Source organism: Thiorhodococcus minor, from assembly GCF_010820565.1.
GTDB classification, from domain to species: Bacteria; Pseudomonadota; Gammaproteobacteria; order Chromatiales; family Chromatiaceae; genus Thiorhodococcus; species Thiorhodococcus minor.
In genome coordinates this window covers 44,256-56,848 of sequence record NZ_JAAIJQ010000015.1, presented here as the reverse complement: position 1 = coordinate 56,848, position 12,593 = coordinate 44,256, and the positions used below count along the sequence as shown (strand labels likewise).

Genomic DNA, 12,593 nt, shown 5'->3' with positions numbered 1-12,593 from the left:
GTTACTCCTTGATCCGATCAAGGGCGCCAGCCGATCACGCAGCAACAGGCGCGGGTTGGTGTCCTGGGTAGATCCCGAGCTTGGCTTGCACCTCGCGCCGCACGGCCTCCCGTGCCGCAATCTCCTCGGGCGTTGGCTCCGGCTCCGGTACCGGCTCCTGCCAGGGCACAACCGCCTCAACATCCAGCCCCAGCCAGCGCAGACGCTCCGCCAGGCGTGACGGACTCAGGGCGATGACCTGAACCGAGCGCCGATCCTCCAACCGCTTGGCGCGTGTCAGGCCCATGTTGTCTCGCTCGGGCTTGCCCGCTTCATCAGGCTTGCAGGTTTTCAGGACAGCCGAATAGAGCATGCCGTCTGCTTTGGCCCGCTCAATGCGGGTATCGAAAAGGGCTGAATCACCAGTCCCTCCAGTGAATAGCGTTGGGCGCAGCTTGACGGCAATCTCGCCATCCATCACGACAAATCCGGAAGCCGCTAATTGGGTTTCGGCGTAAATCGGCCAGGGCTCATGGAGCATTGGTTATACCTCGGTTTGCTATATGTTGCGGTGCCTTCGGCTTTCAGGCACTAGATGTTGTGTTGGCTGGCTCATTCTCGGAATTGTAGTCGTTGAATCTCGCCCTCGACGCGCGCCAGGTCCACACGCAGTCGAGCCGTATCGAATCCATTGGCCCTGGAGCGATCCAGTGCCGATTGAATCCGCGCCCGCCGCTCCAGGGCGATAGCGAGCGCGCCTCGGCCGTCGTCGAGTAGCTGGGCGCGTTGGTGCGGGTCAATCATCTTTTCCTCTCCTGACTTTTTGCCCATCGGATATTTCGGCTCTTGATCCAGCGACAAACAGCGTCCGATGGGTCGATTGGATCAAGATATTGCCAATGCCTCGGCGCCTTGAAGCCCTTGAATTTCTCGCGAGTCAGGAAAAACGCAGCATTGGGATTCTTGCCCTTCGCGACCTGATAGCCCTTGCAGGCCAGATAGAAACTCATCCTTTCCGCTTCGGCCGCTTCCGCTTCGTCGCCTGTCGCACCAAACTCGACGAGATCCCCGTCCCGATATGAGACCTTGCTCTTTCGCTGTGGTCGATCCAATCCGCATTCCATGCACGTCAGTTGATCTCTCTCCATCAGCGCGCCGCAATGGGTGCAGGTGACGAGCTTGTCTTTCTCGTCCCGCTTTTTGCGGACCTCGCCCGAGCCTTTCTCGCTGGTGTCTAGGTCTGGCACCTCGAAATGGATTGGAAGGCCGTGCTCATGGGTGTTGCCCGAGTGATCCAGGATGATGCAGTCGGTCTTACCCTCGGCAGTTCTGATGCCCCTACCCATCTGCTGAATATGCAATGCCTCACTCATTGTCGGGCGAGCCAGGATCAGACAAGCGGCGTCAGGCACATCAAAGCCAATACCGAGAACATTAACGGACGTGAGGATTCGAATATCACGGGTTTTGAATCCCTCAATGATTGTCTTGCGCTCGTCGGCATTCGAATAGGCGTCGATATGCGCGACAGCCACACCAGCGGCCTCAAAGTCGTCGCGGATGGCTTTTGAATGCGCGATGGATGTTGCAAAGCACAATGTCTGCCTGTCCTCTCCGCGCTCCTGCCATGTCGAAACAATATCGCCGACCAACTCCTTTTGATTGATCGCCTGACCGAGATCCGCCTCGACGTAATCGCCACCTCGGACCTTGACGCCTTTGATGGCATCAGCGACGGCATCCGATGCGGGAGCGAACCCTCGGACGGGGACGAGAAAGCCGTTCTCGGTGAGCCAGCGAATCGACGGACCTCGGACGAGATTGGTGAAATAGCGGCCTAATCCCTTGCGGAGCGGCGTTGCAGACAGCCCGATGAATGGGATCGCGGTCCAACGCTCCATCAGCCTGATATGTGCCCGATGCAGGATGTGGCATTCGTCGATGATGATGAGCCGCACCCAATCGGGCGCCGAGCGGGTGCGGATCGTCTGGATCGACGCAACGATGATGTCATCCGTCTCGGAGTAGTTGGTGTTCTCGCCCTGGAGCACGCCGACCTGGAGCCCGAGCGCGCTGAACGTCCTCACGGCCTGACTGACCAGCTCGATTCGATCAACGATGAAGAGCACGCGCTTACCCTTCTGGACGGCTGACAGCGCCAGGTGTGCGGCGACAACCGTCTTGCCGAACCCGGTAGCGGCGGCGAGGACTTGGCGCTTGTGCCCCTGCCGGATGCCTTCACGCAGCTCCTCGATGACCTGCTCTTGATGCGGATAGAGAGTGAACATCTATGCAGCCCTCCGCGCCCGGAATGCCTCAGCACAATAGGCGTCGGCATCGCCCCATCGGGCCATGACATCGCGGATGGACCTGCCTGCACAATGGCTGTGATGGCAGTAGAACCCGGGCCAGCCGCCGTCTGACTCATAGACGATGGTGTCGGACCCTGACCTCGGTGATGGCGACGTGTGCTCGTCGGACCACGGACATCTGACGCCATGCTTGTTGTCGGCGAGATGCCCGACATAGGCGTCATGGGCCTGGAACCAGCGCACCACATCCAGTGTGGCGTAGTTGCCCCTCCCGGAGACGCGGACGGCTGTACGGGGCTCCTGTGGGGCTTGGGGGGCATCCATGCGAGTCGTGCTCGATAGGCGAGCGTAGTGATTCGCCAGCGCCTCGACCTGCCGGGGCATGACCTGACGCCAGTCTGACGGTATCCAGCATCGAGACTGCCGGTGAGGGCGCTCAGGGGTGTCTGCCCCCTTGCGCTTCGTGCTGCCGTATATGGCGCAGAGTCGGGCCGGATTCCGAACCGTGACATCGAATGTCACCACGTCGTCGGTCAGCTCGGAGTCGAGCCCCCGGTAGATCGTCCGCAGGATCTCGCGGGTCTCGTCGGTGTTGGGGAGCGCCGTCCGATATTGCAGATGCCAGCCATTCCCGCTCATGGCTATCAGCGGCTCGGGCCAGTCGAGCGCCCGTAGCCGAGCACGGAGCCCTCGGGCGCGGGTCTCTGCGTCTGACAGCTCTGCGTCCGTGCTGCTGGTCCCTTTCGGTCGCGCCGGATCGAAGTCGAAAAACAACCGGGTGTAGCGGCGGATCGCTACGTCGGGAGTGCGCGGAGTGCGGCGGGGATCTACCTGTCTCTGCTCCTCGCGATATTCAGCCAGCGCGCCAGGGTCGATCCGGTGCAAGGTCGTGAACAGGTTGCCGGTCCCGGCCCACTCCTGAGCCCGAGCGAGCATCTGATCCACGTCCGTATGCCACTCGATCCGGTCAGGACCACGGTCGCCGATACGGATTACCTCGACGAGACCAGCGTCACGGACGAGCCAGCCGAGATAGGTGCGGGTGTCTGCCGGGCTCATGGCTGCACCTCCTCTGCGGTTCCCTGCTGGTCAGTTTTTGACCACTCGGCGTCCGGGGCTCCTGGGGGGGAATCTGCGTCCCATATGCACAATACAGGTAGAGTAGAGGAGCATTGCTCGACGTATGCTCGGGCATTGCCGGGAGCATTGCCGGGAGCATTGCGGCGGCATGGTGTGGCGGATCTCATGGGCGCCCCTCCCACCGTCGCTTAGCGGCGTGCTGGCCCTGCTGGGATCTGCGTTGCGCCTCCTCAACCTCTGCGTCAAACCACGGGATACGGACCTCTGAGCCGCCGATGTCGATCAGCTCGGCCAGATCCTCCCATGCATCATGGACCTCGCCCTCGGTGAAACCTACGAGGTTGGCGATCTTTGCCGGGGTCGCCGGAATCTCCCGATCGCGCGTGAAGTAGACGCGCATGAGCCGATGCAGGATCAGTTCGGCATCGCGCGAGACACCCTTGGTGCGCAGCTCCATATCGCCGGGGATTACCCGAAAGTAGAAGAAGTTGCGGGGCTTAGCCATTGGTCGCGCCCTCCGTGGTCTCGACGCGCGCTGTCAGCCGCTCGATAGCCTTGTGCAGCTCGCGGATGAGCGTCTCGGCATCAGAGGCTAGGAGCGCGCTATCGACGCGATAGAGCGCGGTCAGAGCGCCCGTCACGGCATGCGCGGCGTGCATGGCATCCTTGGCCGTTGGCTCTTTGGGCGCGGGCGCCGAGGTCGAGCGGGCGCGCTCCTGGGTCGGGTCTGCGGAGTGCTCGGGCTCCGTCCGCTGGACCTGGGGCTCTGGGGCGGGCGCGTCTTGCCGCTGGTGCGCGGGTGCTGGCTGGCGCGGCGGGGCCGGATAGGTCTTGCCATCGGCGCCAATGCGCTGCTCGGGCTCGCCTCCAGGTGCGGAATTTCCGCACCTGGGCAGGTCGCGACGGACGGCGGCGACGGTCTTATCCGACGCGCCGGCCTGCTCCGCGATCCGCCGATCCGACCACTGAGCCCACTCAGGATCGCGGAGTAGCGTCTCGATCGCGCGTCTGACATCGGCGCGGGTGCGCCTGAGCCCATGCGCCCGGTTGGCACCGATGGCATGGAGCAGTGCGTCTCGGCGGGTGCCGTCATACCGGATCGCCGGGACTTCATAGGCGCCGATGCGCTGGAGCGCGGCGACGCGGTGGAACCCGTCGGCAACCCATCGGGTGCTGGTGCCGGCGCCAGGGTGGAGGTGAGCGTCTGAGTAGACGACGATGGGCGCCGAGGCGATCCACTCGGCGATGGTCTCGGCATACTCCGCGATCAGCCCATCATCCATCTGGGCGCGCTGCTGGATCTCCGGGTCCAGGGTCAGCCCATCGATGGGCAGTGGGATCGGGGTGGGTGTGCCCGGTATCTCAGTCGTCGGCGTGGTGGTGTGCGGGCGGATGCCGCGTCTGCTATGCTCATCCATGACGATGCCCTCTCACCATGGTGTCGTCGCTTCGCCCGCTTCGCTTGGTAGTCTCCGCGCCCGAGTTCGCACCTCGGGCGTTCTCATTTGTGGAATCCTGGATCATCCGCGTTCGTTGCCTTGTCGCGAACGCTGACAGCCGGGCCTTGCGCTCCTGGTAATCGAGTCCGGCCAGGATGAGCGCGCGGTTGCGGTCTCTTACCTGCTCCAGCAGTTCGGCGTCCACATTACTCAGAGTCGCCTCGTCGATTGCCTCGAATCGCCCGGTGATGACCCAGTTGCAGAGCTTCGCCTCGCACATGTAGTGCCGCTCATCCGTCGCCTTGCCGATTTCTTCGCGTGCCTCAATGAGTGCGTCCAGCATCGGGCGATTGCTGGCGCGCTTGGCCCGGAGAATGTCTTGGCGCGGCGGATTGGCGAAGGAGTCTCGATAAGCCAAGTAGGCGTCTACGAGCTGGCGCTGGCCATCCATCGCGTGCTTGCCGCCAATGAAGGGCATCACGGTTAGTGCGTCGCGCTCTTCTAGCCAGTAGATCGGGCGCTCCTTCCCCTGTACGTCGAGAGATGTCTCCGCACAGATGCGGAGACCCAACTTACCAATGAGCACAGCACGAATCGCGCGAAGAACACTGTCATGACGACGGCTGAAGAGATCAGCGATCGTCAGAGACGACACCATAGGCTTGCTGTGCCGGTTTTCGATGATATTGGCGGGACGAGTGCGGAGTGCGTTTTTCATGACGCGCCTCCCCGCTATCACGCTGCGGCCTGGTGGCCATTGGCCAGCCAGTCGATGAAGCGGGGACGCACGACGAACAGCATGGGACGCTTGGAGCGCGGGTTGGCGCGCTTTTCGACGAGTGCGCCTGATGATGTCAGCCCGTTTTCATGCCGATAGCGAGCCCACCAAGTGAGCTGTCCTTTGGTCGCGATGCCTTTCTTTTCGCATTCTCGAATGAGATCAGCGAATGGAACGATGTCGGAGAGATCCAGCGGAGTGCTGGCAGTCGGTGAGGGTGTCATTGCTGCGTCTCACTGGTTGATCGTGAGACGCAGGGTAGAGATGTGGTCAGTTAGGCGTTAGGACGCAATTCACGCCATTTTTTCACAAGGTCGCTGAAGGATATTTCAAAGAGTGGCGGCGAAAGCACCAACCCGAGCGTGCCCTGCTCGTGCAGCTTCTCGGCAATCCGATGCAGGTTTTCCACGTAATCAGGATGCTTCGATCGGAGCTTTCGCAATCCTGAATCATCGCAATGCAACGCGCTACCGACCGCCAAGGATGCTTGATGCTCGTTCAGGGAGAGCGCAACCATTAACGACTCCATCAATATGATTCGGGTATAAGCCGTTCTCTCTGGCAGTAGACCACGGCCTTTCTTGGCGCGCCTTAATCCCATTGCGGACGCGCAGTTATCAGGGTCGTCGTAGGATTGCCGAAGAATTCTCGCGATATACGGACGCAATCCTCCCGGCATAGGCGCGTCGCGATACAGGTACCAGCTCGCATACCCTATAAGCAGTCTCCCGGTCGAAGGATTGGGGTTTAGCTCCATCTCTCGCAAAGACTGGTGGACGGACTCCTCAATGACCGTCGGCTCCACGGCGTCGAACAGGTGCCGCATCACATCGGTCAGCACGGGCCACCTCCTTGACGCTCCCCGATCTTGCCGCTCAATGCCGACTCCATCAGCTCGCGCGAGTCCTCAGCCACCAGATGGACATAGCGCGCGGTGAGCCCTGGGCCGGAGCGGTGCCCGAGGATGGCGGCGATCTGGAAAGCGGACGCGCCAGCTTTGGCGAGGTAGGAACCGCAGCTATGGCGAAGATCGTGAATCCGCAGGTTCTCGACCTGGGCGGCTTCCTTGGCGCGATCCCATGCCTTGTCGATGGGTGGCGCGCGATGGGCGGCGGTCCCTGGGAACATACGCGGATCATCAAGGCGCCGGATCTTGGCGCGGGCTTCGAGTAGCGCGCGAACCTCGCCCAGCAGGGGGACGCGCCGATCATCGCCGTTCTTGGTGGCGGTCAGGAGGATCGAGCCGCCTTTCAGGTCTACGTTGCGCCATTCGAGATTGAGCAGTTCCCCGCGACGGGCGCCAGTCAGCAGGGCGAGCCGGACGAATAGCCCGAGATCCGTCCAGGTGGCGGATTGGTCGCAAGCCTCCAGCAGACGAGCGCGCTCGTCGTCTTCGAGGCACCGGCCGAACCGGCTGTTGTTCTCCTTGCGCTGCCTGATACCAGCAGCCGGATTGATCTTGATGCCGTACCAACCCGCATCGATCGCGTGCTTGTAGAGCGCGCCGATCGCGGTCTTGTAGCGGTTCAGGGTTGCCGGTGAGAGCTTGCGGTCGGTCTCCGTGACCTTGTTGCCGCCCTGCTTCGCGGCGCCCTCGGCGAGCCGTGCTAGGCCATCTCGGAGGGTGTCGTCGGTGAAGTCGGACAGGGCGCGCTCGCCATACTGTTCTTTCCACCAAGCCATCCGGGCCGGCAGACTGGCGTCCTTGCTCTGGTAGCCATTCATGAAGCGGTCGATCAGGTCGGCCAGGGTATGCCGCTTCAGCTCTCCGCCGAGCACCTTGGACCAATGGTTGAAATCGGCCTCGACCTTGGCGGCGAAGTCCTTGGCCTCGGTCTTGGTGCGGAAGTATTCGGGTGAGAGGGTTTGTCCCTTGCGGGTGATGCGGACCTGCCAGGGTTTTGCCCTGCCGTCGGTCAGCTTGCGGATAGATGCCATTGAACCGGACTCCCGAAGTCCGGTCGGCTACAATCGGATGGAGCCATGCCGAACCTCTGCAACAGGTTGGTCGTGGTCAGAAGCCTCGCGGTGTTCTCAGCACCTCGGGGCTTCGTCGTGTGTGGGCTCAGAGCAGCACCACACGACACCATTCTAGCGCAGTTTTCGGAAGGTCTTGGCTCAGATTTGGCTCAGAATCGAGCCTTGGCAGGAGTCGCGAGTTTCGCATGATTTCGTAACTCGCTGATTTGCTTGGCGGAGAGGGAGGGATTCGAACCCCCGGACCCTTGCGAGTCAACGGTTTTCAAGACCGCCGCTTTCGACCGCTCAGCCACCTCTCCGGGTCGAGTCGGCCAGTCTTGAGCCCTGTCGAGCCCGAGATGCCCGCCTCGAATAGCGGATGATACCGCACAAGGGGCATTTCCCCAACATTGCAACCGGCTTGCATGCAAGTCCGGCTCAGGTATCCTTGGGAACTTGAAGCAAAGGCACCGAGTCCTAATACTCGCGATTGATGAAAAATCACTAACTTACGCTAAGGAGTGAATCGACCAAATGGCTAATCCTGGCTTCACCGTCACGCGCACGGCTCAGTCCGCGCCCGCGACGAACAAGGTCCTCAAGAACACCTATCTGCTGCTGGCGGCGACCCTGGGATTCAGTGCGCTTACTGCGATGCTCTCGCTGGCGCTCGCCGTTCCGCCCTGGGCCTACATGGCGACCGTAATTGTTGCCATGATCCTGGGCATCTTCGTCCTGCCGCGCACCGCCAACTCGTCTGCCGGCATTGGCGTGATCTTCCTGATCACGGGGCTGCTCGGTTTCGGGCTGGGCGCAATTCTGAGCATCTACATGGCGCTGCCCCACGGTCCGCAGACCATCGCGCTGGCCTTCGGCGGCACGGCCACCATCTTCCTGGGTCTGTCGGGCTACGCGCTCTCCAGCAAGCGTGACTTCAGCTTCATGGGCGGCTTCATCTTCGCCGGCATGATGGTGGTGCTGGTTGCCGTGATCGCGAACATCTTCCTGCAGATGCCCGCCCTGTCGCTGGCCATCTCGTCCGCGATCATCCTGCTGATGAGCGGCTTCATCCTCTTCGATACCAGCCGCATCGTGCGGGGCGAAGAGACCAACTACATCATGGCAACCTTTGGCATCTATCTGAGCATCTTCAACATCTTCATCAGCCTGTTGCAGATCCTCGGAATCATGGGCGACGACTGATCGACGCCCCTGCCGCGACCTAGTCAAGACCCCGGCCTCGCGCCGGGGTTTCGCTTTTTGTCTGGCTCAGCGACAAGGAGAAGCGAATGGAGCTGTTCCTCAAGATTGCCGCTGCCGCGGTGTTCGTTCTCATGCTCTTCTACCTGTGGCCGGCCTATAAACACTGGCAAGAGCATGGCCCCAAAGCCCAGAAAGGAGATTGGCAAGCCGCTATCCTTCCCCTTGGCGCAGTCGTCCTCTTCGTGATCGTGCTCGTCATGGCGGTTCGCTAGACGTCGCCCCGAAGACGGAGATCCGCGGCCAGTAACGACGCTCGAAAGGCCGCGAAGATAGCGGCCGCGCCAGGGATCCTGACGATGAGGGGAGGAGAAGATGGCAAACAAGATCGCCGCTCTGTTGATCGACCTAGACGGCGTCCTCTATCAGGAGGGTCGCCCGATCCAAGGGGCTCGCAAGGCGGTCGATTGGCTTCGCGCCCGGAAGATCCCGCACCTCTTCGTGACCAACACGACGTCCCGCCCGCGCCGCGCCTTGGCAGAACAGCTGGCCGGCATGGGCATCGAGGTCACGACGGAGGAGATCCTGACACCAGCGATCGCCGCCGTCGCGTGGCTCCAAGCGCACACGCAAGGACCTGTGGGCCTCTTCGTGCAAGAGGCCACCAAGGAGGATTTTGCGGACCTCACCATTGCTGCGCCAGGGGCGACCGCCCCCGTCTCGGCCGTGGTGGTCGGTGACTATGGCGAAAGCTGGTCCTTCGCCACCCTGAATCGAGCCTTCCGGTGGCTCATGGCGGACCCCCAGCCCCTGTTGATCGCCCTGGGGATGACCCGCTACTGGCAGGCGAGCGATGGGCTCCGGCTGGACACTGGCCCCTTCGTTGCCGCGCTCGAATTTGCCACGGGCGTCAAGGCGACCATAGTCGGCAAGCCAGCGCGCGGCTTCTTCGAAGCTGCCCTGGACCGACTCAATGCAACGCCCCGCACCGCCTGCATGATCGGCGACGACGTGGTCAGCGACATCGGCGGGGCGCAGGCCCTGGGCATCCACGGCATGCTCGTCAAGACGGGCAAGTTCCGGCCTGCGGATCTCAGTCACAGCCCGCTCCCCATGGTGATCCTACCCTCGATCGCAGAGCTGCCGACCTGGTGGGACACGCATCACTGACCACGCCCGCGAGACGGCCCTTGCCTGGATCGGATTCAAGATCGTCGACCGCTGCGACGCCCAGACCGCGCTCATCGTCGACCACGCCCTTGCGCGCGGCGCGCCCATCGAGGTCGGACTCTATTTCGAGGATGCTCAGGCGCTCGCGCTGCTCGGCGCACAGCTACCGCAGAGCAGGGCGCCGATCGCGGCCCACCTGAATCACCGCCAGCTCAGTCTGCTCGGAATCCGCCACCGGGAGTCGCCCCTGCGCGCACAGCTCGGCATCGCCGCCGAGCTCGGCGCGGCCTTGGTCGTCACCCACCTCGGCAATTACCCCATGACCGCGCGCCAGTCGCTGCGCGAGCGCCTCTGGAAGGAGCTCAGCGAAGACCTCTGCTTCGCCGAGACCCTGGCCTCCGAATACGGCTTGCGCCTGCACATCGAGAACACCTTTCACGATCTCGACTTCTACCGGGCGCTGCTCGAGGCACTCGAGACCTCAGGCGGATCTCCGCCCCACCTGTGCTGCGACATCGGGCACGCAAAGGTCTGGTCCTCCGCGTCGCTACTGGAATGGCTGAGCTTTCTCGAGGCGCAGGCTCGGCGCGGCGCACAGCTTCACTTCCACCTGCACGCCAACCGGGAGCTCGCCGACCAGCACCGGCCCTTTACGCGACCCAGCGAGGCCACGGACGAGATTGAGGACGACTTCATGCAAGGGATGGACTGGCGCGAGGCGCTCCAGCGCATCGACCGGCGCTTCCCGCGCGCGGTCAAGATTTTCGAGGTGCCGCCCGAGGAGACGATCGCGCACTACGAGCACGTCATGGCCGCCCTCGGCCGCTGAGCGGCAGCATCGGAGATTTGAACCGCAAAGGCTCAAAGGACGCGAAGAAAGACAAAGGCTTGGCGAATCTGCGGCTTACACCGCCGGGTGGGCAAGATCGACACCGCAATGTCTCGAAAGCCTTTGCGACTCTTGTGCACCGCGCGGCTCAACCGCGCCCCTCATGCGCATGGCCTCAATTACCCAGGTGCGCATAGGGCGGCTCCGTCCGCAGGCGGACATCCTCGACCGGGGCACCGACCGTAAAGTGATAGAGCGATTGCCAGCGGGTGTCTTGGATACCCAGGAGCGCGTGCACCGCATCGTCGAAGAAGCAGCCGATCCCTGTCCCCCGCAGCCCGGCGGCCTCGGCTTCGAGATAGAGCGCCTGCCCGATGCTCCCGCACTCCCAGAAGAGCTCGCGATACCGCCAGGCCCCGTCAGCCAGTGCGACATCGAAATCCGCGAGCATGGCCACGGCGAAGCAGCTATCGCCCGCGATGGCTTGGTGGCATGACAGGGCTCGCGCCGCGTCGCATGCATCCCCATCGACCAAGCGGTAGAGACCAAGATGCGCCGGCACCTCATCCGGAACAGACCACAGCCAGTCGGGCCGAAGACTCTTCCGCAAGCGGTCGAGGTGCTCGGGCGACCTAACCAGGGCGTAGAGTCCAGGGGTGACGCCGCTCACCCGGTGGACGAAGAGGATCAGGCTCACACGCGGCGCTCGGGGCCAGGCATCGAAGGGCGGCACGCCCGCCCTCGGCAGCAGCGCATCCAGAATACTCAGCCAGGCATCGCGGGTCATGGCGCTCCTCCCGTCGAAGGCGACGGCGCTCCGCCGCTGGCGAATGAGTGCCGCCGCGCCCTGCCCGCCCTCCCTATCCACGAGCGGCGGGAGCGGTGCCGCCTCAGCAAGCTCTACGGGCCGCGGCGAGTCGCGCTCACAGGCCTGGTGGACCAGATGGATCCCCGGCCAATCGACGTGATCTGGGCTCAAGGGGCGCGCTCGGCCCGCATAGGATCTTGGCCGATTCAGCAAGGCCTCGATCTCGGCATGGCGCGGAGGCCCTTTCCCAATCCAGACAGCCAAGTCCGGGGCTTCGAGCTCCTGCGGATCGAAGTCGGCAGCGCGATCGATGCCCAGACGGGCCGCCAAGGCGGCATCCGGCCAATCCAGCGGCTCGACGGACCAGCCCAGCGTTGCCGCCGCGTAGCCGATAGCGGCCAGTGCGTGGCCGACGTCGTGCTGACAGTAGCGATAGGCGCGCAGACCGTATTTCCACGCCTCTCGCCAGTGGACGCTCGTCAGCGCGATGACTAGGCCCGCCGGCTCCGCCGCCGCGGCGGGCTCGGTCAGCTCGCTCGCACGCTCTTCCAGACAATGATCGTGACTGTGGTAGTGATAGACACCGCCGGGCACGCCCAGGCAGCCGCCGGTGACGAGGTAGCACTCGGTCGGATGCAAATTGCCGCTGGACGGGTTGCAGCGCAATGCCCAGCGCGCGTCCCCGTAAGCCTTCCAGGCGGAGAGCCCCATCGACAACCGAAGCAAGGCGGCCAGATGCCCGAGATCGACCCTTGCCGCCTCAGGCCGGCGGCCAGCGCGCACATCCGCGAATGCCGGACCTGCCTGTGTCGGCAGCGGCAGCCGGATCCGCGGCACATCCTCGAATGTCCGAAAGGGGTCCGGCTGCGTGGCCCAATCCAGGCCTCCGGGTCCTGGTGCATAGCGCTCCGGCCGGTGCTTGCTGTCGAAATGATAGGCATAGACCTGCCTCAGCCTCTGCTCGCTCATGCGCTCATGCCCGTCCAAATTGCTTCCACCCGTGACGAGGTCGGTGCAGCATCACGAAATTTCGACCTGA

Annotated in this window: 15 protein-coding genes and 1 tRNA gene; 4 read left to right on the top strand and 12 right to left on the bottom strand. The window is 63.2% G+C overall.

Going from position 1 to position 12,593, the window contains the following annotated elements:
- Positions 1-34 precede the first annotated feature (34 nt).
- The 11 genes from G3446_RS07100 to G3446_RS07050 form a co-directional block, all read right to left on the bottom strand.
- Positions 35-457 (bottom strand): hypothetical protein, encoded by a 423-nt coding sequence (locus G3446_RS07100; RefSeq protein ID WP_164452100.1) that lies wholly within the window; start codon positions 455-457, stop codon positions 35-37.
- Between the two features lie 134 nt (positions 458-591).
- Positions 592-783, bottom strand: coding sequence for a hypothetical protein (locus tag G3446_RS07095; RefSeq protein WP_164452098.1), 192 nt, complete (start codon positions 781-783; stop codon positions 592-594).
- Positions 780-2,267, bottom strand: a complete 1,488-nt coding sequence (locus G3446_RS07090) for a DEAD/DEAH box helicase (protein ID WP_164452096.1) — start codon at positions 2,265-2,267, stop codon at positions 780-782. The genes G3446_RS07095 and G3446_RS07090 overlap by 4 nt, the downstream gene beginning before the upstream one ends.
- Positions 2,268-3,350 carry a hypothetical protein gene (locus G3446_RS07085; RefSeq protein WP_164452095.1) on the bottom strand — a complete coding sequence of 361 codons (1,083 nt, stop codon included), beginning with the start codon at positions 3,348-3,350 and terminating at the stop codon, positions 2,268-2,270. It lies immediately after the preceding gene.
- 184 nt (positions 3,351-3,534) lie between these two features.
- Positions 3,535-3,876: a hypothetical protein gene (locus tag G3446_RS07080; RefSeq protein WP_164452092.1), complete on the bottom strand. Its 342-nt coding sequence runs from the start codon at positions 3,874-3,876 to the stop codon at positions 3,535-3,537.
- Positions 3,869-4,789, bottom strand: coding sequence for a ParB N-terminal domain-containing protein (locus G3446_RS07075; RefSeq protein ID WP_164452090.1), 921 nt, complete (start codon positions 4,787-4,789; stop codon positions 3,869-3,871). Before G3446_RS07075 ends, G3446_RS07080 begins: the two co-directional genes overlap by 8 nt.
- Positions 4,782-5,528, bottom strand: coding sequence for a Rha family transcriptional regulator (locus G3446_RS07070; protein ID WP_164452088.1), 747 nt, complete (start codon positions 5,526-5,528; stop codon positions 4,782-4,784). Before G3446_RS07070 ends, G3446_RS07075 begins: the two co-directional genes overlap by 8 nt.
- A 17-nt stretch (positions 5,529-5,545) precedes the next feature.
- Positions 5,546-5,812, bottom strand: coding sequence for a hypothetical protein (locus tag G3446_RS07065; RefSeq protein WP_164452085.1), 267 nt, complete (start codon positions 5,810-5,812; stop codon positions 5,546-5,548).
- 50 nt (positions 5,813-5,862) lie between these two features.
- Entirely contained in the window at positions 5,863-6,429 is a 567-nt protein-coding gene (locus tag G3446_RS07060; protein ID WP_164452083.1) for a hypothetical protein, read from the bottom strand.
- Entirely contained in the window at positions 6,423-7,526 is a 1,104-nt protein-coding gene (locus G3446_RS07055) for a tyrosine-type recombinase/integrase (RefSeq protein ID WP_164452081.1), read from the bottom strand. The genes G3446_RS07060 and G3446_RS07055 overlap by 7 nt, the downstream gene beginning before the upstream one ends.
- A 253-nt stretch (positions 7,527-7,779) precedes the next feature.
- Positions 7,780-7,867 (bottom strand) — tRNA-Ser (locus tag G3446_RS07050).
- Positions 7,868-8,081: 214 nt separating this feature from the next.
- Between G3446_RS07050 and G3446_RS07045 the strand changes: the two genes are divergently transcribed.
- The 4 genes from G3446_RS07045 to G3446_RS07030 all read left to right on the top strand — a co-directional run bounded on the left by G3446_RS07045 (position 8,082) and on the right by G3446_RS07030 (position 10,746).
- Positions 8,082-8,750, top strand: coding sequence for a Bax inhibitor-1/YccA family protein (locus tag G3446_RS07045; RefSeq protein ID WP_164452079.1), 669 nt, complete (start codon positions 8,082-8,084; stop codon positions 8,748-8,750).
- An 86-nt stretch (positions 8,751-8,836) separates the two neighbouring features.
- Complete coding sequence (locus G3446_RS07040; protein ID WP_164452077.1) at positions 8,837-9,022, top strand: hypothetical protein; 186 nt, start codon at positions 8,837-8,839, stop codon at positions 9,020-9,022.
- Positions 9,023-9,122: 100 nt separating this feature from the next.
- Entirely contained in the window at positions 9,123-9,917 is a 795-nt protein-coding gene (locus tag G3446_RS07035) for a TIGR01458 family HAD-type hydrolase (protein ID WP_164452075.1), read from the top strand.
- Positions 9,910-10,746, top strand: coding sequence for a TIM barrel protein (locus G3446_RS07030; RefSeq protein ID WP_164452163.1), 837 nt, complete (start codon positions 9,910-9,912; stop codon positions 10,744-10,746). Before G3446_RS07035 ends, G3446_RS07030 begins: the two co-directional genes overlap by 8 nt.
- A 175-nt stretch (positions 10,747-10,921) precedes the next feature.
- On the opposite strand, the gene G3446_RS07025 is transcribed toward G3446_RS07030, so the two are convergent.
- Positions 10,922-12,523 carry a SagB/ThcOx family dehydrogenase gene (locus tag G3446_RS07025; protein ID WP_164452073.1) on the bottom strand — a complete coding sequence of 534 codons (1,602 nt, stop codon included), beginning with the start codon at positions 12,521-12,523 and terminating at the stop codon, positions 10,922-10,924.
- Positions 12,524-12,593: the final 70 nt, after the last annotated feature.

What these genes read in the sequence shown, in the direction of transcription:
- G3446_RS07100 (WP_164452100.1), bottom strand. Translation starts at nt 457, where the DNA reads ATGGATGGCGAGATTGCCGTCAAGCTGCGCCCAACGCTATTCACTGGA.
- G3446_RS07095 (WP_164452098.1), bottom strand. Translation starts at nt 783, where the DNA reads ATGATTGACCCGCACCAACGCGCCCAGCTACTCGACGACGGCCGAGGC.
- G3446_RS07090 (WP_164452096.1), bottom strand. Translation starts at nt 2,267, where the DNA reads ATGTTCACTCTCTATCCGCATCAAGAGCAGGTCATCGAGGAGCTGCGT.
- G3446_RS07085 (WP_164452095.1), bottom strand. Translation starts at nt 3,350, where the DNA reads ATGAGCCCGGCAGACACCCGCACCTATCTCGGCTGGCTCGTCCGTGAC.
- G3446_RS07080 (WP_164452092.1), bottom strand. Translation starts at nt 3,876, where the DNA reads ATGGCTAAGCCCCGCAACTTCTTCTACTTTCGGGTAATCCCCGGCGAT.
- G3446_RS07075 (WP_164452090.1), bottom strand. Translation starts at nt 4,789, where the DNA reads ATGGATGAGCATAGCAGACGCGGCATCCGCCCGCACACCACCACGCCG.
- G3446_RS07070 (WP_164452088.1), bottom strand. Translation starts at nt 5,528, where the DNA reads ATGAAAAACGCACTCCGCACTCGTCCCGCCAATATCATCGAAAACCGG.
- G3446_RS07065 (WP_164452085.1), bottom strand. Translation starts at nt 5,812, where the DNA reads ATGACACCCTCACCGACTGCCAGCACTCCGCTGGATCTCTCCGACATC.
- G3446_RS07055 (WP_164452081.1), bottom strand. Translation starts at nt 7,526, where the DNA reads ATGGCATCTATCCGCAAGCTGACCGACGGCAGGGCAAAACCCTGGCAG.
- G3446_RS07045 (WP_164452079.1), top strand. Translation starts at nt 8,082, where the DNA reads ATGGCTAATCCTGGCTTCACCGTCACGCGCACGGCTCAGTCCGCGCCC.
- G3446_RS07040 (WP_164452077.1), top strand. Translation starts at nt 8,837, where the DNA reads ATGGAGCTGTTCCTCAAGATTGCCGCTGCCGCGGTGTTCGTTCTCATG.
- G3446_RS07035 (WP_164452075.1), top strand. Translation starts at nt 9,123, where the DNA reads ATGGCAAACAAGATCGCCGCTCTGTTGATCGACCTAGACGGCGTCCTC.
- G3446_RS07025 (WP_164452073.1), bottom strand. Translation starts at nt 12,523, where the DNA reads ATGAGCGAGCAGAGGCTGAGGCAGGTCTATGCCTATCATTTCGACAGC.